This window comes from Streptomyces sp. NPDC096205, from assembly GCF_044763135.1.
Taxonomy (GTDB): Bacteria; Actinomycetota; Actinomycetes; order Streptomycetales; family Streptomycetaceae; genus Streptomyces.
The window spans coordinates 444836-466175 of record NZ_JBIWFS010000001.1; the positions used below are offsets into that span (position 1 = coordinate 444836).

The 21340-nt window shown below is 76.0% G+C and carries 18 protein-coding genes and 1 pseudogene; 3 read left to right on the forward strand and 16 right to left on the reverse strand.

The genetic code is table 11. From position 1 onward, the window contains the following. Positions 1-282: 282 nt before the first annotated feature. The gene (locus ACIQ6Y_RS02030) at positions 283-438 is read left to right on the forward strand and encodes a hypothetical protein (protein ID WP_404031517.1); all 156 of its coding nucleotides are present in this window, start codon (positions 283-285) and stop codon (positions 436-438) included. Between the two features lie 143 nt (positions 439-581). Here the strand turns inward: ACIQ6Y_RS02030 and ACIQ6Y_RS02035 are convergent, their stop codons facing one another. From ACIQ6Y_RS02035 to ACIQ6Y_RS02085, 11 genes are read right to left on the reverse strand one after another with little or no spacing between them, the layout of a single operon-like run. Next, on the reverse strand, positions 582-1475 hold the full coding sequence (locus ACIQ6Y_RS02035) for a glycosyltransferase family 2 protein (RefSeq protein WP_404031520.1): 894 nt from the start codon (positions 1473-1475) through the stop codon (positions 582-584). Beyond that, positions 1465-2463: a glycosyltransferase family 9 protein gene (locus ACIQ6Y_RS02040; protein WP_404031523.1), complete on the reverse strand. Its 999-nt coding sequence runs from the start codon at positions 2461-2463 to the stop codon at positions 1465-1467. Before ACIQ6Y_RS02040 ends, ACIQ6Y_RS02035 begins: the two co-directional genes overlap by 11 nt. A 9-nt stretch (positions 2464-2472) precedes the next feature. Next, a complete protein-coding gene (gene rfaE2 / locus ACIQ6Y_RS02045) occupies positions 2473-3975 on the reverse strand; it encodes a D-glycero-beta-D-manno-heptose 1-phosphate adenylyltransferase (RefSeq protein ID WP_404031526.1) in 1503 nt (500 codons plus the stop codon). Beyond that, positions 3972-4550 (reverse strand): SIS domain-containing protein, encoded by a 579-nt coding sequence (locus ACIQ6Y_RS02050; RefSeq protein WP_404031529.1) that lies wholly within the window; start codon positions 4548-4550, stop codon positions 3972-3974. Before ACIQ6Y_RS02050 ends, rfaE2 begins: the two co-directional genes overlap by 4 nt. Next, positions 4547-5779, reverse strand: coding sequence for a glycosyltransferase (locus ACIQ6Y_RS02055; protein ID WP_404031531.1), 1233 nt, complete (start codon positions 5777-5779; stop codon positions 4547-4549). Before ACIQ6Y_RS02055 ends, ACIQ6Y_RS02050 begins: the two co-directional genes overlap by 4 nt. Further along, positions 5776-6732, reverse strand: coding sequence for a glycosyltransferase (locus ACIQ6Y_RS02060; protein WP_404031534.1), 957 nt, complete (start codon positions 6730-6732; stop codon positions 5776-5778). Before ACIQ6Y_RS02060 ends, ACIQ6Y_RS02055 begins: the two co-directional genes overlap by 4 nt. Further along, a complete protein-coding gene (locus ACIQ6Y_RS02065) occupies positions 6729-7736 on the reverse strand; it encodes a glycosyltransferase family 9 protein (RefSeq protein WP_404031537.1) in 1008 nt (335 codons plus the stop codon). The genes ACIQ6Y_RS02060 and ACIQ6Y_RS02065 overlap by 4 nt, the downstream gene beginning before the upstream one ends. Next, positions 7733-8653 (reverse strand): D-glycero-alpha-D-manno-heptose-1,7-bisphosphate 7-phosphatase, encoded by a 921-nt coding sequence (locus ACIQ6Y_RS02070; RefSeq protein WP_404031540.1) that lies wholly within the window; start codon positions 8651-8653, stop codon positions 7733-7735. Before ACIQ6Y_RS02070 ends, ACIQ6Y_RS02065 begins: the two co-directional genes overlap by 4 nt. Then, positions 8650-9696, reverse strand: a complete 1047-nt coding sequence (locus ACIQ6Y_RS02075; protein ID WP_404031542.1) for a glycosyltransferase family 2 protein — start codon at positions 9694-9696, stop codon at positions 8650-8652. Before ACIQ6Y_RS02075 ends, ACIQ6Y_RS02070 begins: the two co-directional genes overlap by 4 nt. Then, positions 9693-11330 carry a carbamoyltransferase gene (locus ACIQ6Y_RS02080; RefSeq protein WP_404031545.1) on the reverse strand — a complete coding sequence of 546 codons (1638 nt, stop codon included), beginning with the start codon at positions 11328-11330 and terminating at the stop codon, positions 9693-9695. Before ACIQ6Y_RS02080 ends, ACIQ6Y_RS02075 begins: the two co-directional genes overlap by 4 nt. A gap of 18 nt (positions 11331-11348) precedes the next feature. After that, positions 11349-12344: an NAD-dependent epimerase/dehydratase family protein gene (locus tag ACIQ6Y_RS02085; RefSeq protein WP_404031548.1), complete on the reverse strand. Its 996-nt coding sequence runs from the start codon at positions 12342-12344 to the stop codon at positions 11349-11351. A gap of 308 nt (positions 12345-12652) precedes the next feature. Between ACIQ6Y_RS02085 and ACIQ6Y_RS02090 the strand changes: the two genes are divergently transcribed. After that, complete coding sequence (locus tag ACIQ6Y_RS02090; protein WP_404031551.1) at positions 12653-13540, forward strand: pentapeptide repeat-containing protein; 888 nt, start codon at positions 12653-12655, stop codon at positions 13538-13540. A gap of 104 nt (positions 13541-13644) precedes the next feature. Here the strand turns inward: ACIQ6Y_RS02090 and ACIQ6Y_RS02095 are convergent, their stop codons facing one another. Beyond that, positions 13645-15525, reverse strand: coding sequence for an ABC transporter ATP-binding protein (locus tag ACIQ6Y_RS02095; protein WP_404033649.1), 1881 nt, complete (start codon positions 15523-15525; stop codon positions 13645-13647). Between the two features lie 124 nt (positions 15526-15649). Between ACIQ6Y_RS02095 and ACIQ6Y_RS02100 the strand changes: the two genes are divergently transcribed. Beyond that, positions 15650-16615, forward strand: coding sequence for a YbhN family protein (locus ACIQ6Y_RS02100; RefSeq protein WP_404031554.1), 966 nt, complete (start codon positions 15650-15652; stop codon positions 16613-16615). A gap of 12 nt (positions 16616-16627) precedes the next feature. Here the strand turns inward: ACIQ6Y_RS02100 and ACIQ6Y_RS02105 are convergent, their stop codons facing one another. The 4 genes and pseudogenes from ACIQ6Y_RS02105 to ACIQ6Y_RS02120 form a co-directional block, all read right to left on the reverse strand. Next, a complete protein-coding gene (locus ACIQ6Y_RS02105) occupies positions 16628-17344 on the reverse strand; it encodes an SDR family oxidoreductase (RefSeq protein ID WP_404031556.1) in 717 nt (238 codons plus the stop codon). Positions 17345-17421: 77 nt separating this feature from the next. Beyond that, positions 17422-18264: pseudogene (locus ACIQ6Y_RS02110) on the reverse strand (FAD-dependent oxidoreductase); the annotation flags it as partial. Next, positions 18261-19664 carry an FAD-dependent oxidoreductase gene (locus ACIQ6Y_RS02115; RefSeq protein WP_404031559.1) on the reverse strand — a complete coding sequence of 468 codons (1404 nt, stop codon included), beginning with the start codon at positions 19662-19664 and terminating at the stop codon, positions 18261-18263. The pseudogene ACIQ6Y_RS02110 and the gene ACIQ6Y_RS02115, both read right to left, overlap by 4 nt. After that, a complete protein-coding gene (locus ACIQ6Y_RS02120; RefSeq protein ID WP_404031562.1) occupies positions 19661-21100 on the reverse strand; it encodes an FGGY family carbohydrate kinase in 1440 nt (479 codons plus the stop codon). The genes ACIQ6Y_RS02115 and ACIQ6Y_RS02120 overlap by 4 nt, the downstream gene beginning before the upstream one ends. Positions 21101-21340: the final 240 nt, after the last annotated feature.

Genomic DNA, 21340 nt, shown 5'->3' on the forward strand with positions numbered 1-21340 from the left:
TGCGTGGACGGTGAAGCGGCGTGTCACCCCGGGGCCGTACGGGCGGCGTACACCGGGGCGCCCCTGACAGGGGCGGCTGCCTGGGCGAGACCCCAGGCGCTTCCTTCTTCACGGTGGCACAGAGCGGACGGACAGGCGACTTTGGCATATGCCTCAGGCATGCGAGGGAATATGTCGGCGGAATGAGCGGGCCGGTGGATCGGCGGGGCGGGCGCGGGTACCCGGCAGGGGCGGCGGCCGGAGCGCCGAGCCGCCGGACGAGCTGTGCGGGAGGAGCGCACCATGACCGAGCAGCCCATGAGCGATCACACCCCCTCCCAGGCCGAGGGCGAGCCGGAGGACGTGGACCTGCGGGACACGGAGGATCTGCCCCTGCCGGACACCCCGACCCCGTCCCAGGCCGAGGGCGAGCGCGACGAGGAGGACGACGAGAGCTGACGGCCGGCCGGCCGACGCAGCAGCGGGCCGGCTGGCCGCGGCGCCCTCTTCCAAAGCGGCGGTACGGCGTTCCAGTTGCCGAAGAAGACGTGCCGAACCGCATCGTGATCGCCGCGACCGCCCCACGGCCGGGGAGGGCGGGCTCATGCCGGCCGGTGGTCCTTCTCGCGCCGGCCGGTGTCCGCCAGGCGGGCGGCGCGCTCGACGCGGTCCGGGAGGCGGCGGCGTCGGGCGAGTGCGGCCGGGAGCCGGAGGAGGACGCCGCCCAGGGCGCGGCGGGCGCTCTCGTCGCCGGTGACGGCGGCGGCCGCGAGGCGGGCGCTCGCCCGGGCGGCCGACGGGAGCGGGCGGCGCAGCCACAGGGTGAGGACCTCGTTGCGCCGCATCAGCGGGTTGCGGCCCTCACGGCCGGACCGCTCGGGGAGGTGACGGGACGTCAGGGAGGGTTCGTAGACGACTCCCCAGCCCGCGGCGGTCAGGTCGTAGGCGAGCAGGGTCTCCTCGCCGCCGAAGAACAGCAGCGGGTGGAAGCCGCCGGCCGCGAGGAACGCCTCCCGGCGCACCACGCACGCGCAGGCCAGGAAGCCCAGCACCGGGCGGCCCGGCAGGTCGGCCTCCGCGGGCAGCGGGGAGCCGGCCAGGAGGGCGTTCATCGGGTCCTCGGCGGCCTCCGGGCCGACGAGGGTGCGGGCGGCCAGCAGGCCGAGCCGCGGGTGCGCGTCGAGCAGGTCGGCCGCGTGCCGCAACGCGCCCGGCGTCCACCAGGAGTCGTCGTCGCAGAAGGCGACGTAGGGCGTGGTGGCGTGCCGGGCGGCCAGATTGCGGCCGAGGGCGCCGGTGTTGCGTCCGGGGCGGATGACCCGGGGCCGGGCGGGGTGGCGCGGGGGGACGGAGTCGGTGCCGTTGTCCACGACGATCACCGGGGGCCGCTCGGGCAGCGCGGCGAGCTCGTCGAGGGTGCGCAGCAGGGCGACCGGGCGGTCGCGGGTGATCACCGCCACGGTGACCCGGCCGTCCGGGCGGCGCTCACCGGGCACAGGGCTCTGCCTCCTCCTCGGGGGCGTCGAGGTGGGTCAGGGCGGCGGTGAGGACGTCGTCCGTGGTGATGTCCAGCAGCAGCGGGTCGGGGACGGTCGCGTGCGGGTCGCCGGGCGGGCCGGGCTTCCACAGGACGGTGTGGCGGGGTGATCTGGGCGGGCCCCACAGCAGCGGGGACACCGGGCCGAAGAGGGTGACGGACGGGCTCCCGTGGGCCACCGCGAGATGGGCGAGGCCGGTGTCGCCGCTGACGACGAGGGCGGCCTCGGCGACCAGCGCCGACAGGTCCGCGAAGGGCAGCCCCCCGGCCAGGACGTCGTGGGCGGGGACCCCGGCCCGGGTGGCGACCTCCTTGACCAGGGCGTCCTCGCGCGGGCCGCCCGTCACCACGACCCGGTGCCCGGCCGACCGCAGGTCTCGCACCACGGCGGCGTACCGCTCGGCCGGCCAGCGCCGCGCGGCGGCCTCCGCGCCGGGGTGCACCACCACGGCCCCGGGCGCCGGCGAGGGCCGCGCGGGCGGCCTCAGCCGTACGTCCCCGGGGTCGGCCGGGATGCCGTGCGCACCGAGGAGCCTGCACCAGCGGGCGCGCTCGTGCTCCTCGGGGTGCCACTTCGGGGGGAGCTCGGGCAGGGGGTCGGACCCGGCGTACGCGATCAGCCGCCGGGGCCGGAGCACGGCGAGCGCGTCCCGGCTGGCCGGGCCGTTGCCGTGGAGATCGACGGCCACATCCGGCGGCGGATACGGCCAGTGCGTGAGCGACGGAACCTCCCGGTTCGGCGCCTCGGCGGGCAACACCCCGTCGACCGCCCCGGTCGCCGACGCGGCCTCCTCCAGGGCGGGCGGCAGCGCGAGCAGGATCTCGTGCCGGGGGAACGCCCGCCGCAGGGCCCGCAGGGCGGGGACCCCGGCGAGGAGGTCACCGAGTCCGAGGGCGCGCAGCACGAGGATGCGGGGTCGGGTGAGGACGTCAGGGGGTGTGGGCATCCGCGGAGTTCACCTCCGGTTCGGGGTGAGGGCCGCGCGGGCGGCGAGGCCGGTGGTGGAGCGGCCGTCGAGGTAGGGCAGGAGAACCACCTGGCCGCCCCAGCTCGCGATCAGGTCGGCCTCGGGGAGGTCGGTGCGGGCGTAGTCGCCGCCCTTGGCCCAGATGTGCGGGCGGAGTTCGGCGAGGAGCCGCTCGGGGGTGTCCTCGTCGAAGACGGCGACCGCGTCGACGCACTCCAGGGCGCGCAGCACACGCACCCGGTCGGCCATGGGCACCAGCGGGCGGCCTTCGCCCTTCCGCCGCCGCACCGAGGCGTCGGAGTTGACGCACACCACCAGGCAGTCGCCGGCGCGCCGGGCGGCCTGGAGGAGCGAGACATGGCCGGCGTGCAGGAGGTCGAAGCAGCCGCCCGCGGCGACGACCGTGCCGCCCGCCGCACGTACCCGCGTGGCGGTCCGCAGGGCGTCCCGGGTCAGCTCGGCGCCGGTGGCCGGGCGTCGGACGCCGCCCTCGGCCGGCGGTGGGCCGGCTGGCCCGAGGGAGCGGACTCCGCCCTCGGCGACGTACCGCGTGGCGGCGTGCACCGCCGCGCGGACCGCGGCCTCGGTCAGCTCCCCGTCGGCCAGCGCCCCCGCGGCGGCCGCCGCGAACCTGTCCCCCGCCCCGCACGCGTCGCCCTCGGCGGTGACCGGGCAGGGCACCAGCAGCGGTGTCGCCCCGTGGGACAGCAGGGCCCCGCGGCCGCCCAGTGTCACCACGACGGAGGCGGCCCGCCAGGCCCGTACGAGCGTGGCGGCGTCCTGGGCGGCGGTGTGCAGCTCTCCGGCGTTGTCACGGGCTGACGGGGCGTCCGGCCGAGGAGCCCCCGCCCTCGCTGCGAAGCCCCTCGCCTCCACGCCCGCCGCGAATCCCCTCGCCTCCGCCGCCGACGGCGTCACCAGGCGCGTGCCCGGGACCGGCGGGCATCCCCGCGGATGCGGGTCCCAGACCACAGGGACCCGGGCGGCAGCCTCCGCCAGGGCGTCGCGGAGGACGTCGGCGCTGCCGCGGCCGTAGTCGGCGACCAGGACCGCGTCCGCGTCCGCGACGGCCCGGCAGGCCTCCTCCGTGGGGCCGGCGGCGCGGCCGTCGCCGTCGTCGAGGCGGAGGAGGGGGCGGCCGGCGGCGAGGATGCGGGTCTTGGCGGACAGCTCGCCGGTCAGCGGCAGCGGCACCACGCGGACGCGGTCCGGCAGCAGCCGGCGCAACCGCGCGCTGGCCTCGTCGTCACCGAGCGCGGTGACGAGGATGACCTCGCGGCCGTCGGCGGCGGCGAGACAGGCCGCGAGGGCGGCGCCGCCGGGCCGGGTGGTGCGCCGGGCCCCGCTGACGACGGGCACGGGCGCGTCGGGCGCCAGCCGCTCGGCGCGGCCCACCAGGTCGTGGTCGAGCAGGGCGTCCCCGACGACCAGCAGCGGCACGGCGGCGGCCGTACGTCGGCCGGGCGAGGTCTTCGGGCCGGCCCCGCTCATGTGTCCTCCCCGGTGACCGCCTCGTCGAAGTACTCGCAGAGCATGTGCACGGCGACGAGGTGCAGTTCCTGGACCGTCGCCGAGGTCGGGCCCGACACCGGTACGGCCTCGTCGGCGATGCTCTGCAGGGGGTTCGGAGGCGGCCCGGTGAGGGCCCACACCGTCAGGCCCAGACCGTGCGCACGGGACGCCGCGGCGAGCAGGTTGGCGCTGGCGCCGCTCGTCGACAGGAGCATCAGGACGTCGCCCGGGCGGCCGTGCGCCGCGACCTGGCGGGCGAAGATCTCCCGCACCCCGTAGTCGTTGGCGATGGCGGTCGTCGTGGACGTGTCGGTGTGCAGGGACAGTGCGGAGAACGCGGGCCGGTCCTCGCGGTAGCGGCCGACCAGTTCGGCCGTGAGGTGCTGGGCCTGGGCCGCGCTGCCGCCGTTGCCGGCGACCAGGAGGCGTCCTCCGGCGCCGAGGCGGCCGGCGAGCTCGAAGCCCCAGCGCCGCACGAGCGGCGCGTACCGGCGGAACTCCGCCACGGCCCTGATCAGGTCGTCGCAGTGGCTGACGTCGGTGGCGAGGGTCATCGCAGGGCTCCCGAGAGCGAGGGGACGGAGGAGACGGCGCTGTAGACCTGGGCGACGCCGTCCGCCACGCGGTCCCACGTGTAGCGGGCGAGGACACGGCGCCGGCCCTGGGCGCCGTACCGGGCGCGCAGCGCGGGGTCGTCGAGCAGGTCCCGTACGGCGCCGGTGATGTCGTGCCGCGGGTCGGCCGGGACCAGGCGGCCGGTCACGCCGTCGGCGACGGTGTCGAGCTGGCCGCCGACCGCGGTGGCGAGGACGGGTGTGCAGCAGGCCATGGCCTCCACGGGGACGATGCCGAAGGGTTCGTAGCGCGGCAGCGAGAGCACGAGGTCGGCGTCGGAGATCAGGCCCGGCATCCGGTCCCGGCTCACGCCGCCGAGCAGCCGGACCCGGTCGGCGACGCCGCACTCCTCGGCGACGGCCCACAGCCGCTCGGCCTCGGGCTCGGCGAAGAGCAGGGCGGGCTCGGGGCCACCGGCGATCACGAGTTCGGCGTCGGGGACCTCGGCGAGGGCGCGGATCGCCCGGTCGAAGCCCTTGCGGGGGACCAGCCTGCCGATGGAGAGCAGCCGGCGCGCCGCACCGGGCGGACGGCGGGTGCCGACCGGGCGGAACATCACCGGGTCGACACCGCAGGGGACGATGGAGACCCGGTCGCGCGGCAGGCCCATGGCCTCCAGTTCGGCGACCTCGTCCCGGCAGGTGGCGATGATCGCGGCGGCCTCCCGGCCCACGGCCGTCTCGATCGCGATGCGGTCGGCCGGGCTGGTGTCGGCGGCGCCCTGGTGGCGCTTCTTTACGGTGCCCAGCGCGTGGTAGGTCTGCACGACGGGGATGCCGAGCGTGCGGGCCCCGGCCAGCGCGGCCATGCCGGACATCCAGAAGTGGGCGTGCACCACCTCCGGCGGACGGCCCGCCCAGGCGCGGGCCAGCCAGGAGCCGAACTCCGGCATGTACGGCAGGAGTTCGTCCTTGGGGATCGGTGCGGGAGGTCCGGCCGGCACCTGCACGACCTTCACCCCGTCGGGGGTGGTGACCTGGTCGGGCAGCCGGGTGGAGTCCCGCCTGGTGTAGACGGTGACCTCGTGCCCGCGGCGGACGAGCTGCGCGGCGACCTGCGCGACGTAGACGTTCTGGCCGCCAGCGTCGGGGCCGCCGAGCACGGCGAGGGGGCTCGCGTGCTCGGACACCATGGCGACACGGCCGGCCTGGGGGCAGGTGGGGCTCATCGCATGACCTCCTTGATCAGGCGCTCCCAGTCGTCCAGGAAGCGCCGCTCTCCGTAGCGGGCCTGTGCCGCGGCCCGGGCGGCCTCGCCCGTCCGCCGCGCGTGCTCCGGCTCGGCGAGGAAGCCGCGTACGGCGTCCTCCAGTACGTCGAACCGGTTGGACACGACACCGGCCCCGGCGGGGACGGCCTCGCGCACCTCGGTGGTGTCGAGGGCCACGACGGGCATGCCGAGGAACATCGCCTCCAGCAGGGACAGCCCGAGCGACGTCCAGCGCACGGGGTGCAGATAGAGCCGGCAGCGGGCCATCGCCGGGTGCAGCGCGCCCTGCGGGAGGTCCCGCATGCGGCACAGCTCCAGCCCGGGGTCGCCCGCCAGCAGTCCGGTGCGCATGCCGAACACGTCGAGGGGGGCGATACGGGCGAACCGGGGCAGCAGATCGGTTCCGGTGGTACGGCCGCGGCGGACGGGGTCGTTGACGACGACCGCGGCGCGCCGCTCGTCACCGGTCCACAGCGGGCCGGGGTCGATGATGCCGTGCTCGATCACCTCGGTCGGGGCGCGGCCGTTGTCCCACATCAGCCGGTTGAAGTGGGTGACGTGGACGACGGGGATGTCGCCTCGGTCGGCCAGGGGGTGGCGGGTGTCGACGGCCGTGTCGTCGGGGCAGTTGTGCTCGACGTACACGGCGGGCACGTCGATGCCGGGGCGGCGGCCGGTCCACTGTTCGGCGAGGGCGAGTTCGTGGGGCCGTTGCAGCACCATCAGGTCGATGTCGGCGTCCCGCAGCTCGTCCGGGGGCAACTCCCGTACGGAGTCGGGCCATTGCCAGGTTCTGGCCCGGCCCAGGCCGTCCGGGCCCCGGTCGGGGGTGACCGGCACGAGGTAGGTGTACGGCCCTTGGACGAAGGCGGTCAGCCAGGAGCCGTGCACGTGCCAGACCAGGACGTTCATACGCTCTCCTCCAGCAGTTTGTGCACCGCGGCGACGACGTCCCGGCCCGTGACCTCCTCCAGGCAGGGGTGGCCGGGCACGGGGCAGTGCAGGGCGCGGGTGTCCGCGCAGGGGGCCTTCTGGTCGCCGAGGACGATGCAGGGCACGCCGTACGGTGCCCAGCGCTCGGCGGGGACGACCGGCGCGAACAGCGACACGACGGGGGTGCCGACGGCGGCGGCGAGGTGGGCGGGGCCGGTGTTGCCGCAGATCACGACGTCGGCGGTGCGCAGGACTCCGGCGAGGACGCGCGGGTCGGTGCGGCCGCCGAGGTCGACGGCGGTGTCGCCGCTCACCGTGCGGGTCAGCGCGGTCTCGTCGGGCCCGCCGGTGACGACGACCCGGTGGCCGGCGTCGGCGAGCAGCTCGACGGCCTCGGCGCAGCGGTCGGGGCTCCAGGCGCGGGCAGGGGCGCTGGCGCCGGGGTGGAGGACGACGTAGGGGCCGTTCCCGGTCAGGGAGATGGTGTCCGGCGGGGGCAGCACGCGCAGCCGGCCGTCGTCGCCCGGGGGCGGCAGGAAGCCCAGCGCGGCGGCGGTGTCCAGGGCGGCCTCGGCCTCGTGCCGGCCGGGCAGCCGCCGGTGCCGTACGTCGATCAGGCGCCCGGGGTGGTCGACGCTGTCGGCGCCGATCCGGGGCAAGCCGGCCAGCTTCAGCACCAGGGCGGTGGGCAGGGGGCTCTGGTGGAAGGAGGTCAGGATCAGCGCCACGTCGAAGGCGCCGTCCTGGAGCAGCCGCACCAGCCGGGGGACGTCGGCCTCGGCGACGCCCGGCGGCGTGAAGCCCTCCCAGGGGGCGGCCCACACCAGCACGTCGTCCACGCCGGGCAGCATCCGCGCGGCGGGTTCGCCGAGCGGGCCGCACAGCAGGGTGACATGGGCGCTGCGGGCGGCGACCGCGCGGACGGCGGGTCCGGCGAGCAGGACGTCCCCGAAGCTGTCGAGTCGTACGACCAGGGCCCTCATGGGAGTTCACCTCGCTGCGGCGCCAGCGCCGCGTGCACGGCGGTGAGCAGGTCCTCGGCGGTGTCGGGCGCCGCGGCGATCTCCTCGGGGCGGGTCACGGCGGTGGGGACGAGGATGCCGCGGGCGCCCGCGGCGCGGGCCGCGAGGACGTCGGCGGCGATGTCGCCGATCAGCACGCACCGGCCGGGAGGCACGCCGAGCCGGTCGGCGGCCTCCAGGACGAGTCCCGGCGCGGGCTTGCGGCAGTCGCAGCCGGCGCCGGGCAAATGGGGGCAGTACAGCCAGGCGTCCAGGCCGCCCAGAAGCGCGTCCGCGCGGGCGTTGACCTGCCGTACGGCGTGGTGGGTGAGCAGGCCCCTGCCGATGCCGGACTGGTTGCTCACCACCGCGCTCGGCACGCCCCGGGCACGCAGCACCTCCAGCGCCTCCCGCGCCCCCGGACGCAGCCGCACGCGGTCGGGGTCACCGTTGTACGGGACGTCCTCGACGAGGGTGCCGTCGCGGTCGAAGAGAACGGCCACGGCGGGCTGCCGCCCGGGCCTGACGGGCTCGGTCCCGGGGCGGGCGGCCGGGGGCACGGCCCCCACCGGCTCCCTCTGCGGGCGGCCGGCCGGGGGCAGATGCCCCGCCGCGGACAGGTCCGGCAGGCGCCCAGCCACCAGGGGCTCCCTGGGGGCGCAGCCCGACGAGAGCAGATGCCCCGCCATGGCCGGCTCCCTGCGCAGGCGCCCCGCCGCGGACAGGTCCGGCAGGCTCCCGGCCCCCAGGGACTCCCGAGGGAAGCAGCCGGCCGGGGGCAGATGCCCCGCCATGACCGGCTCCCTCCGCAGGCGGCCCGCCGCGGACAGGCCCGGCACGCCCCCAGCCACCAGGGGCTCCCTGGGGGCGCAGCCCGGTGAGGGCAGGTGGCCGGTCATGAGCGGCTCTCCTGGGGCGCCGCACGGTGGCGGAGGCGGGTGCCGTGGGTGGCGCTTCCCAGGGGGAGCGCCCGGCGGTGGCGGCGGGTGCCGTCGAGCCAGTGGGCGGTCGCCAGGGGCGGGATGAGGGCGCTGGTGACGGTCATGGTGAGGATCTCGTCGGGCGTGCGCGGGCCGGGCGCGATACGGGCGAGGGCGAACTCGGCGGTGCCGGCCGCCCACACGGCGCCGGCCGCCGCGGCGGCCCGGCGGTGTCCCGTGATCGCGCCCAGGCATGCGGCGAGCGCGGCGGCGGTCACGAGGGCGTGCCGGGGCAGCCGGCCGCGGGGCGCCTCTGCACGGGCCCACCAGTCGCGGCCGTGGAGCCGGTTCATCAGGGCGTCGTCCGCGTTGCCGCGCTGGGCGCGCACCGACGCCCAGCGGTCGGCGGGGCGTACGGGGTGCAGTGTGGTGCGCCGCCCCCGGTGCAGCGTCCAGCCGGCCCGCCGCACGCGCAGCGCCAGGTCGGCGTCCTCGCGGAAGGCGCGGCCGAACCGCTCGTCGAAGCCGCCGACGCCCTTCAGGGCCTGGGTGCGGTACGCCATGTCGGCGGTGGCCCATGCCGCGTGCTCCAGTCCCGCGGTGCCGCGCTCCCAGTCGGTGGGCCTGCGGTCGGCGGGCAGCGGGACCCGCAGCCGGCCCTGGATCCCGCCGGTGTTCTCGGCGGCGGAGGCCAGGTCGGCGGCGAGCCGGCGGCTCCAGTCGGGCAGGACCCGCACGTCGTCGTCGAGGAAGACCGTCCACGGCGTGTCCACCTCCCGCAGCCCCGCGTTGCGCGCGGCGGCCGGGCCCCGTCCGCCGGTGCGCAGCACCCGTACGCGGTCCCGCAGATGCCCGGCCGCGTCGAGGGGCAGCGGGCCGACGGGGTCCGGGCGGTCGTCGACGACGAGCACGCCCTCGGGCGCATGCCCTTCCGCCGCGGCCAGGGCCCGCAGACAGTCGGCGAGGCACGGCCGGCCGATCGTCGGGACGACGACGGTGTAGGCGGGGACGGGGGCGGTCATGCGAACACCGCCCTGCGGCGGACGGCGAAGGGGCCGAGCGCCAGCAGGTCGACGGGCGCGGAGCCGAAGCACTCCAGGGCGTCGCGGGGGTCGTCCACCATGGGCCGGCCCGCGGTGTTGAGGCTGGTGTTGACCACGACGGGCAGCCCGGTGCGCTGCTCGAAGGCGTCGAGCATCCGGGCCACCAGCGGCTCGGTGCGCCGGTCGACGGTCTGGATGCGGGCCGTGCCGTCGACGTGGACGACGGCCGGGATCCGGTCGCGCCAGTGCGGATCGACGTCGTGCACGAACAGCATGTACGGGCTCGGCATCGGCCCGTCGAACAGCTCGGCGGCCCGCTCGGCCAGCACCATCGGGGCGACGGGCCGGAACTCCTCGCGGCCCTTGACGGCGTTGAGCCGCTCCAGGTTGGCCGGGCGGCCGGGGTGGGCCATCAGGGAGCGGTGGCCAAGGGCGCGGGGCCCGTACTCGCTGCGGCCCTGGAACCAGGCCACGATGCCGTCCCGCTCCAGCTCGGCGGCGACGGTCTCGGCGATGTCGACGGGCTCCTCGTAGGGCACGGCGGCCCGCTCCAGCCAGGCGCGCAGTTCGGCGTCGGTCCAGTCGCGGCCCAGGGCGGCGGTCGGCATGGGCTCCATCCGGGTCTCGCTCTGACCGGCCACGTGCAGGGCGGCTCCGAGGGCGGTCCCGGCGTCCCCGGCCGCGGGCTGCACCCAGATGTGCCGGAAGGGGCTCTCGCGGTGCAGGCGGCTGTTGGCGACGCAGTTCAGGGCCACCCCGCCCGCCAGGGTGAGGACCTCGTCGCCGGTACGGCCGTACAGCCAGTGCGCCAGCTCCAGCAGGACCTCCTCCAGGCAGGCCTGGGCGCTGGCGGCGAGGTCGGCGTGGTCCTGCGTCCAGGGTTCGCCCGCGGGGCGGGGCGGCACGAGGGAGGCCCAGGGCACGGGCCGTGCGGTGAAGCCGCCGTCGGCGTCGGCGTGGACGTAGCCGCGCAGCTGGTCGGCCAGGCGCGGTTTGCCGTAGGAGGCGAGGGCCATGACCTTGAACTCGTCGCTGCTGCGCAGGAAGCCGAGATGGGCGGTGAGGTCCTCGTAGAACAGGCCGAGGGAGTCGGGCAGGGTCTGCGCGGCGAGGACGTCGAGGCGGGGGCCGGTGTAGCGGCCGGCCAGGTGGGAGCGGCTCTCGCCGCGGCCGTCGAGCACCAGGACGGAGGACTCGGGGTGCGGGGAGGCCGGGCCTGCGGAGGCGGCGTGGGCGACGTGGTGGGGGACGAAGCGCACCTTGTGCGGGGAGAGCCCGGGCAGGGCCTCGGCGAGGAACTCCGGGGCGCGGCGGGCGTACTCCTGGCGCAGGTGGTCCCAGGGGTCGTGCAGGCCCATCTCCTCGGCGGGGCGGGCGAGGGCGGGATCGTAGGAGTAGGCGACCGCGTCGAGGCCGGCGGGGTCGAGGCCGGCCCGGTCCAGGCACCAGCGGGCGGAGCGTTCGGGCAGTTCCCAGGCGGAGAAGGGGACGGGCCGCTTGCCGTGCTTGCGACGGCTGAAGCGTTCCTCCTCGGCGGCCGCGACGACCTGGCCGTCCACGACGAGAGCGGCGGCGGGGTCGTGGAAGAGGGCGTTGATTCCCAGCACGCGCATGCGGGTCTCCAAAGGCGCTCAGGGATGCGGGGCGGGCTCGCGCACGGGCTGCGCGGCGGCGAAGTGGGCGATGGTCTGCTTGATGCCCTCCTCCCAGGGCACGCGGGGCGTCCAGCCGAGCAGCTCGCGGGCCAGGGAGGTGTCGGGGCGGCGGCGCTGGGGGTCGTCGACGGGCCGGTCGACGAAGGTGATCGTGGACCTCGACCCGGTCAGCTCCACCACCCGGCGGGCGATGTCGCGGACGGTGACCTCGTCGGTGCCGCCGATGTTCACGGGCCGCACGGAGTGGCTGGCGGCGACCAGCAGGATGCCGTCGACGGTGTCGTCGACGTAACACAGGGAGCGGGTCTGGCTGCCGTCGCCCGCCACGGTCAGCGGCTCTCCGGCGAGCGCCTGGCACACGAAGGTGGGCACGGCCCGGCCGTCGTGGGCGCGCATGCGGGGGCCGTAGGTGTTGAACAGCCGGACGATGCCCGCGTCGGTGCCGAGCGTGCCGGCGTGGGCGGTGACCAGCGCCTCGGCGAACCGCTTGGACTCGTCGTAGACGCTGCGCGGCCCCACCGGGTTGACGTTGCCCCAGTAGTCCTCGCGCTGCGGGTGGACGAGGGGGTCGCCGTACACCTCGGAGGTGGAGGCCAGCAGGAAGCGGGCGCCGTCGCGCTCGGCGACCCCGAGCATGGCGCGGGTGCCGAGGCTTCCGGTGTCGAGGGTCTGCAGCGGCAGCCGCAGGTAGTCGGCCGGGGAGGCGGGGCAGGCGAAGTGCAGCACCAGGTCGTAGGGGCCGGGCAGGCGCTCGGACGCCTCCGGGGCGCACACGTCGGTGTCCACGAACCGGAAGCCGGGGCCGCCGAGCAGGTGGCTGATGTTGCGGGTCGATCCCGACACGAGGTTGTCGGCGCAGTCGACTTCGGTACCCGAAGCCAACAGCTGCTCGCACAGATGGCTGCCGAGGAAACCGGCCCCGCCGGTCACCAGGGCGCGGCGCCAGGGGGCGCGGGTCGTCGCAGGGTTCATACGGCGTCCTTCGAGCGTGCGAAGTCCTGTGCTGGAAGAAGGCTCCTTGTGCTGGAAGAAGGCTCCTTGTGCTGATGAAGGCGCGGGACCCGGGTCGTGGCGCGAACGGGCGCTGCCGGGCCGGCCGCCCGGTGGGCGACGGCGCAGGCCCCCGGGTTACCGCACGAGTTGGTTTCACACGTTGATTCATGATGCGTTTGTGGCAGAAGCGCAGCGTGTGCCGAAAGGCCTGTGGTCTGCGAGAATGGCGGGCCGCGCGGGCGCGGGTAGGCTCCGCCCGCAGGCCGTTCACGAGGAGAGATCGCACGGTGACCCGACAGCGCAAGGCCCCTGCCGAGGCCCCTCCCGCAGCCTCTGCCAAGGCCTCTCCCGAGGCCCTTTCGGCCGGCCCGGACCGCGAGGAACTGCGGGCGGACTGCGGCGACTGCTTCGGCCTGTGCTGCGTCGCCCTGCCCTTCGCCCGCTCCGCCGACTTCGCGGTCGACAAGCCCGCCGGGAAGCCCTGCACCAACCTGGACGCCGACTTCCGCTGCGGCATCCACGCCCGGCTGCGGCCGGAGGGCTACCAGGGCTGCACGGTCTTCGACTGCTTCGGCGCCGGCCAGAAGGTCTCCCAGGTCACCTACGGCGGCACCGACTGGCGGCAGGCCCCGGACACCGCCCGGGAGATGTTCGAGGTGTTCCCGGTGATGCGGCAGCTGCACGAGCTGCTCTGGTACGTCGCCGAGGGGCTGGACGTGGCCGTGGCCCGGCCGGTGCACAAGCAGCTCCGGCGGGCCCGCACCCGCCTGGAGGAGCTCACCCGGGGCGACGCGGCTGCGCTCCTCGGCCTGGACGTGAACGCGCTGCGCGGCGAGGTGAACGTCCTGCTGCTGCGGGTCGGAGACCTCGTCCGCGAGCAGGTCCCCGGCCGCACCCGCAACCATCGCGGCGCCGACCTGATGGGCGCCCGCCTCGCCGGCGCCGACCTGCGCGGCGCGAGCCTGCGGGGCGCCCTCCTGGTCGCCGCCGACCTGAAGAACGCCGACCTGCGCATGGCCGACCTGATCGGCGCCGACCTCCGCGACGCGGACCTGACCGGCGCCGACCTGACCGGCAGCGTCTTCCTGACCCAGGCCCAGGTGAACGCGGCGAGGGGGGACGGGGCGACCCGCCTACCCGGAACGGTGAGCCGACCCGGGCATTGGGTTTCTTAGGGGCGCGGGGCTGTATCGATTTGCGGCTCCGCCGCGTGGGCGCGACAAGCCACGAAGGCGCAGCAGACGCAAGACGACAGATCACGGCAGACGCGACGGCGACCTCAGACCGTGACCCCCTCCGCCTCCCCCGAGGCCTCGAACTGCGTCCGGTACAGCTCGGCATAACGCCCGCCCAGGGCCAGCAACTCCTCATGCGTGCCCCGCTCCACGATCAGGCCCGCCTCCAGCACCAGGATCAGATCGGCAGACCGCACCGTGGAGAGCCGATGCGCGATCACCAACGCGGTCCGCCCCGCAAGCGCCTCGGCGAGAGCCTCCTGCACAGCCGCCTCGGACGTGTTGTCCAGATGAGCCGTCGCCTCGTCGAGGACGACCACCCGCTGACGGGCCAGCAGCAGCCGCGCGATGGTCATCCGCTGCCGCTCACCTCCGGAGAGCCGATAGCCGCGCTCCCCGACGACCGTGTCGAGACCGTCCGGCAGCGACCGTACGAGATCCTCCAGGCGCGCCCGGCGCAGCGCGTCCCACAGCTCCTCCTCGCCCGCCTCGGGCCGGGCCAGCAGCAGGTTGGCGCGGACGGTGTCGTGGAAGAGGTGTCCGTCCTGCGTGACCATGCCGACCGTGCCCCGCAGGGACTCCGCGCTCAGCTCGCGGACGTCGACCCCGCCGACCCGGACGGCGCCCGCGTCCACGTCGTACAGCCGGGGCAGCAGCTGGGCGATCGTCGACTTGCCCGCGCCGGAGGAGCCGACCAGCGCCACGGTCCGGCCGGGTTCGGCGCGGAAGGACACGCCGTGCAGCACCTCGGCGCCGCCGCGGGTGTCGAGGGCGGCGACCTCCTCCAGGGAGGCCAGGGAGACCTTGTCGGCGGACGGGTAGCCGAAGCGGACGTCGTCGAACTCGACGGCCACGGGACCGTCGGGCACCGGGCGGGCGTCGGGCCGCTCCTCGATGAGCGGCTTCAGGTCGAGCACCTCGAAGACCCGCTCGAAGCTGACGAGGGCGCTCATCACCTCCACGCGCGCCCCGGCGAGCGCGGTGAGCGGCGCGTACAGCCGGGTCAGCAGCAGGGCGAGCGCCACGACGGCGCCGGGATCCATGCTGCCCCGCAGCGCGAACCAGCCGCCGAGGCCGTAGACGAGGGCCAGCGCGAGGGCCGAGACGAGGGTGAGCGCGGTCATGAACGCCGACTGCGCGGTCGCGGTACGCACCCCGATGTCGGCGACACGGCGGGCCCGGTCGGCGAACTCGGCGGACTCCTCCCCAGGCCGCCCGAACAGCTTGACCAGGGTGGCGCCGGGCGCGGAGAACCGCTCGGTCATGCGGGTGCTCATCGCCGCGTTCAGCGCCGCCGCCTCCCGCTGCATCCGGGCCATCCGGCCGCCCATGCGCCGGGCCGGCACCACGAACACCGGCAGCAGCACCAGCGCGAGCAGGGTGATCTGCCAGGACAGGGTGAGCATCACGGCGAGCGTGAGCACCAGTGTGACCAGGTTGCTCACCACGCCGGACAGGGTGTTGCTGAAGGCCCGCTGGGCGCCGATGACGTCGTTGTTGAGGCGGCTGACCAGCGCTCCGGTGCGGGTGCGGGTGAAGAACGCGACCGGCATGCGCTGCACATGGTCGAAGACGGCCGTCCGCAGATCGAGGATCAGCCCCTCGCCGAGCCGGGCGGACAGCCGGCGTCCGAGGATGCCGAGCCCGGCCTCGACGACCGCGATGAGGGCGATGAGCAGGGCCAGCCGTACGACGGTGTCCTCGTCGCCGCCCCGCACGATCGCGTTCACCACCTTCCCGGCGAGGACGGGCGTCGCCACGGCGAGCAGCGCGGTGGCCACCCCGAGCAGCACGTACAGGGCGATACGGGAGCGGTGCGGGCGGGCGAACGCCCCGATGCGGCGCAGGGTCGCGCGGGCGAACGGGCGGCGCTCCTGCTGGGCGTTCATGACGCTGTACAGCTGCGTCCAGGCGGTGGTCTCCATACTCATGGGCAAGACCGTAGAACCTGAAGCAACCTTGAGGTCAAGAATTTCGGTGTCCGGCCGCCATCCGCCGTCTCCGCGTCCGCAACCGGGAGTTGGGACCGCGCGGTGAGCCTACCGGAGTGTGACAGGGCTACGAGTTGCCGCGGGACGCCTCGCTCGGCGCGTCCCCACCCGGCAGATCCTGTGTGTGCTCCCGGTGGCGCTGGTCGCCGTGGTGGCGCTGCGCCACCGGGCTGTGCTGGCCGACGGGTTCGGACAGCTGGGGCGTGCCGAGTGGCCGTGGCTGCTGGCCGCGGCCGGGGCGACCTGTCTGACCTGGGTCGCGGCGGCCGTCAGCCGGCAGGGCGCGGTCGTAGAGCGGCTGCCGAGGCGGCGGCTGCTGGCCACGCAGTTCGCGGCGGGCGCGGCCAACCATCTGCTGCCGACCGGGCTCGGGGCCGGTGCGGTGAACCTGCGGTTCCTGACGGTGTGCGGGCTGTCGCCGGCCCGTTCCTCGGCGGCGCTCGCGCTGTATCTGCTGGCGGAGAGCATGGCCCGGCTCGGCCTGCTGGCGGTGCTGCTGGCCGTCTTCCCGAACGCGCTGCGCCCGGGCACCGTGCTGCCCGCCGGGACGGGCGGCCCGCTGCTGGTCGTGCTCGGCGCGGGCGCGGTGGCCGCGGTGGCCGTGCTGACGCTCGTACGGCCGGTGCGGCGGGGTCTGGTGTCGTTCCTGCGGACCGCGCTGGACGAGGCCCGCTCGGTGCACACGCGGCCCGCGCGGGCGCTGGCGCTGTGGGGCGGCTCGTTCGCCTTCCCGGCGCTCCAGGCCGCGGGGCTCACCGCGGTGGGCCTGGCGCTGGGGCTGCCGGTGCCGCCCGCGCACATGGCCGTCGCCTACCTCGCGGCCACCGTCGCCGTGGCCCTGATCCCCACGCCGGGCGGCGTCGGCTCGGTGGAGGCCGCCCTGGTCGTGGCGCTGGTGGCGGCGGGCTGCCCGGTGGCCGTGGCGACGGCGGTGGTGCTGGCGTACCGGATCATCACGGTGTGGGTGCCGCTGGTGCCCGGCGCGCTGACCCTGGGCGCGCTGGTGCGGCTGAAGGTGATCTGAGCCGCCCTCGGCTCACCACGGCACGGGCTCGCCGTCCCGGAAGAAGCCGCCGGTCGGCCCGTCGTCGGGCAGCGTCGCCGCCCACACCACCCCGGCCGCGCCCTCGGACACGGGCCGGCCGCCCCCGCCGCCCATGTCGGTGGCGACCCAGCCCGGGCAGATGGCGTTGACCAGGATCCGCCGGCCGCGCAGTTCCCCGGCGAGCAGCCGGGTGAGGGCGTTGAGGGAGGCCTTGGACACGCTGTACGCCGGTGTGCCGCCGGTCATCGAGGCCAGTGAGCCGCCCCCGCTGCTGACGTTGACGATCCTCGGGTGCGGGCTGCGCTCCAGCAGCGGCAGCAGCGCCTGGGTGACCCGCCAGGCGCCGAACAGGTTGGTGTCCAGGGCCTGTTGTACCTCGGCCAGGTCGGCGGTACGGGCCTGCGCCCAGGTGTCGTAAAGGATCGCCGCGTTGTTCACGACGACGTCCGTGCGGCCCAGTTCCCGGGTCACCCACTCGGCCATCGCGGTCACGCTCGCCTGGTCGGAGACGTCGAGCTGTACGGCGGTGATCCGCTCGCCGCCGGGGTCGAGCCGCGCGGCGACGGAGCGCCCCTTCTCCAGCTTGCGGGAGCCGAGGACGACCCGGTACCCGCGTTCGGCGAGCTGCCGGACGACCTCCCGCCCGATGCCCCGGTTGGCGCCGGTCACCACCGCGACGCGCTGCCCGCCCTTGCTTCGTGCCGTCATCGAGCCCTCTTCCGTTCAAGTCGCCTCTGCCGCAGTCGATTTCACCACGCCGGTCCGCACCGGGCACCTCACCCGCCCCACCGGGCCAGCACTGCGTCGGCTGTCCGCTCCCCCGCGCGCGCCGCCGCCGTCGCCCGCCGACCGGGCCGTACGACGCCCCCCGTGGCGAAGACACCCGGCCGGGGGCCACCGCGGCGGGCCAGTTCGTCGTCGGGGACGAAGTCGCCGGTGAACACGACGGTGTCGCAGGGCAGCAGGGCCGTACGGCCGTCGCGGTGGCGGATGCGGACGGCGGACAGGCGCCCGTGGCCGAGGAGTTCGGTGACGGTGGTGCCGGTGAGCACCGGCACGGCCCGCCACAGGCGGTGCATCGGGGCGTTCTCCCGGTCCGTGACCATGGCGACGACCGTGGCCCCGGCGGCCCGTACGGTGGCGGCGGCCGCCCAGGAGACGTCCTCGGCGCCGACGACGACCGCGCGCGTGCCGATGGGCTGCCCGAACAGGTGCACCGCCTGCTGGAGTTCGCCCGTGGTGTACACCCCGGCGGGGCGGGTGCCCGGCACCAGGCGGGCGGCGCGGGGGCGTTCGCGGGCGCCGGTGGCGAGCACGATCGCGCGGGCCCGGATCGTCTCGGTGCCCTGCGCGCCGACGGTCGTCAGGGCGAGCGGGCCGGCCCAGTCGAGCGCGGTCACGCCCGTCCGTACGACGGCACCGGCACGCTCGGCCCGCTGGGCGAGCCGGCGCGCGAACCGCGGCCCGGTGCCGAGGCCGACGCGAGCGCAGTGGCGGGGCACTCCCCCGGCCTGCGGATCACGCTCCAGCACCTCCACGCGGTCCACCCCGGCGCGGGCCAGCCGGGCGGCGGCAGCGAGTCCGGCGGGGCCGGCGCCGACGATCAGGACGTCGACCTCGCGCGTCACGGCCGGGCCTCCTCGAGCAGTGCGCGGACCGCCGCACCGCAGTGGGTGCCCTGGCAGCGGCCCGCCCGGGCACGGGTGCGGCGGCGCAGGCCGTCGAGGCTGCGCGGCGGGATCGTAGCGGCGAGGGCGTCGCGGATCTCGCCTCGGGAGACGCGCTCGCAGTGGCAGACGAGGATGCCGTACTCCGGGTCGGCGGCGACGCGTTCGGGCCGTTCGCGGGGGCGCGGGGCGGCGGCGCCCAGGTGGGGCAGGCGCGCCGGCTCCAACTCCCTTGCCGGGCCCGGGTCGAGGCCCGTCTCCGTCAGCAGGCCCAGGACGTGCTCCGCGATGGCCAGGGAGGCGGTGAGGCCGGTGGAGCGGATGCCGCCGACCGTGACGCAGGCCTGCTCGGGGTGGGCGCGGATGCGGTAGTCCTCGTGCTCGGTGGCGGCCCGCAGTCCGGCGTAGACGGCGGTGACCTCCTCGTCGAGGAGCCGGGGCAGGATGCGGCGGCCCTTCTCCCGCAGCAGCGCGATGCCCTCGGCGGTGGACTGCGTGGCCTGCTTGTCGTCCAGGTCCTCCGCGGTGGGGCCGAGCAGGACGTTGCCGTACACGGTCGGCGCGACCAGGACGCCCTTGCCGAGCGCGGTGGGCACGGGCAGCAGGATGTGGCGGACGAGGTCGCGGGCGAAGGTGTCGAAGACGAGGAGCTGGCCGCGGCGCGGGGTGACGGTGAAGTCCTGGTGGCCGAGCAGCCGGTCGAGGGTGTCGGCGTGCAGCCCGGCGGCGTTCACCAGCCGGCGGGCGTGCAGTGGGCCGCGTGCGGTGGTGAGGGTGTGGATGCCGTGCTGTCTCCTGATGTCCCGCACCGGCGAGTCGAGGTGGAGGTCGACGCCGTGCCGGACGGCCTGGGTGGCGTAGGCCAGGGTCGTCGTCCAGGGGTCGACGATGCTCTCGCCCGGAACATGGAGGGCACCCAGCGCGCCCGCGCCCAGGTGGGGTTCCCGGGCGTACAGCTCGGCCGGCCCCAGCAGGCCGGTGTCGTGGCAGGCGTTGCGCTCGGCCTTCTCCGCGAGGCGGGGCAGAGCGGCGAGCTGCTCCTCGTCCCAGGCGACGAGCAGCGCACCGACAGGCTCGACCGCGATGCCCGCCTCAGCGGCGTACGCGGCCAGCGACCGGGCGCCCTCCCCCACGAGCCGCGCCTCCAGGGAGCCGGGCGTCGCGTCGAAGCCGGTGTGCAGGATCGCCGTGTTGGCCTTCGACGTGCCCTCCCCCACGTCGTCCGCGGCCTCCACCAGCGCGACTCTCAGCCGGGGGTACCGCGCCAGGGCCCGCGCGACGGCGCAGCCCACGACACCGGCACCGACGACCGCGACGTCGTACGGCTGCGAGGGGAGGGGGCCGCGCCGGGTGACGGTCATGACCGGCCCCGTTCCAGCAGCGCACCCACCGCTGCCCGGAACGTGGCGAGTCGTTCGGTGGCCTCGGCCGGCGTGATGCGGGGCTCGTACACCGCCGACGGGCGCCACTCGGGCAGGGCCTCGGTGAGGGTCAGCCCCGGCTCGGTGCCCAGGCGGGCGAGGACGCCGGCGCCGAGGGCTGTCGCGTCGGCGAGGGCGGACACCTCGACGGGGCGTTGCAGCAGGTCCGCCTGGGTCTGCATGAGGAGGGCGGAGCGGGTGAGGCCGCCGTCGACGCGGAGGTGGGTGAGTGGGGCGCCGAGGTCGGTGGCGGCCTCCTCCGCCAGGTGGACGACCTGCGCGGCCAGGCCCTCGCACAGGGCGCGGACCACATGCCCCGGGCCGGTGTCCAGGCCGAGGCCGGTGAGGGAGCCGCGGACGTCGCCGCGCCACCAGGGGGCGGCGAGCCCGGCGAGGGCGGGGACGAAGGTGACGCCGCCGCTGTCGGGGACGGTGCCGCCGACCCGGTCCAGGTCGGCGGCGCTTCGGAGCACGCCGAGGTCGGTGAGCCAGCGGACGGCGGAGGCGGCGGTGTAGACCTGGCCGTCGAGGCAGTAGCCGGTGCGTCCGGCGAGGCGCCAGGCGACACAGGTGACCAGGCCCGAGTCGCCGCGCCGGGGCGTGTCGCCGGTGTGGGCGAGCAGGAACGCGCCGGTGCCGTAGGTGCACTTGGCGCCGCCGGGGCCGGTGAGGTGCTGGGCGAGCAGCGCGGCCTGCTGGTCGACGACGAGGCCGGTCAGGGGAATCTCGGGGCCGAACGCCCGGGTCGTACCGATGTGTTGCGCGGCGTCGACGACCGAGGGGAGGCGTTCGCCGGACAGTCCCCACAGGTCGAGGGCGCGCGGGGACCAGGCGGCCCGGTCGAGGTCGAGGAGCTGGGTGCGGCCCGCGGTGGCGGCGTCGGTGACGAAGGCGCCGGTGAGCCGGTGGACGAGCCAGGCGTCGGAGGTCGTGACGACGCCGTCGCGGGTGAGGTGACGGCGGATCCAGGCCATTTTGGGCGCGGCGAAGTACGGGTCGACCGGCAGCCCGGTGAGATGGCGTAACTCCGCGTCGTGCGGGGCGAGTTCGGCGCACAGCGGCTCGGCGCGGCGGTCCTGCCAGACGAGGGCGTCGGTGAGGGGCTCGCCGGTCGCCGGGTCCCAGGCGAGCACGGTCTCGCCCTGGTTGGCCAGGCCGAGCGCGGTGACGGGTTCGCCCGCCTCGGCGAGGGCTCGCCGGCCGGCGTCCAGGACGGAGTCGTACAGCTCGCGGGGGTCGACCTCGACGCGGCCGCCGGGGAGGTGGCGCGGCCGCACGGGCGCGAAACCAGTGCCGATCACCCCGCGCTCGGGGCAGATCACCAGCGCCTTGGTGCCGGACGTGCCCTGGTCGACGGCGAGTACGGGGCCGGTCATCGGGGCCCGCTCCCCGCCCGCGCAGCACCGTTCATCGGACCCCTCCCCCAGTGATCACGGCTCGCCAGCCTGCCGTCGGGGCGCCCGCGACGTCAAGGGCGGCCGGAGGCGGACCACATCGGCCGCGAGGGCCGACCACGTGTGCGAACCGATGTTCCGGATACGGCAGGATGAGCGCGCGCTCCGGTCCGCGACAGCGGCCGGTCCGGCGCACGCGCACATTCCGAATCGAGCAGGTGA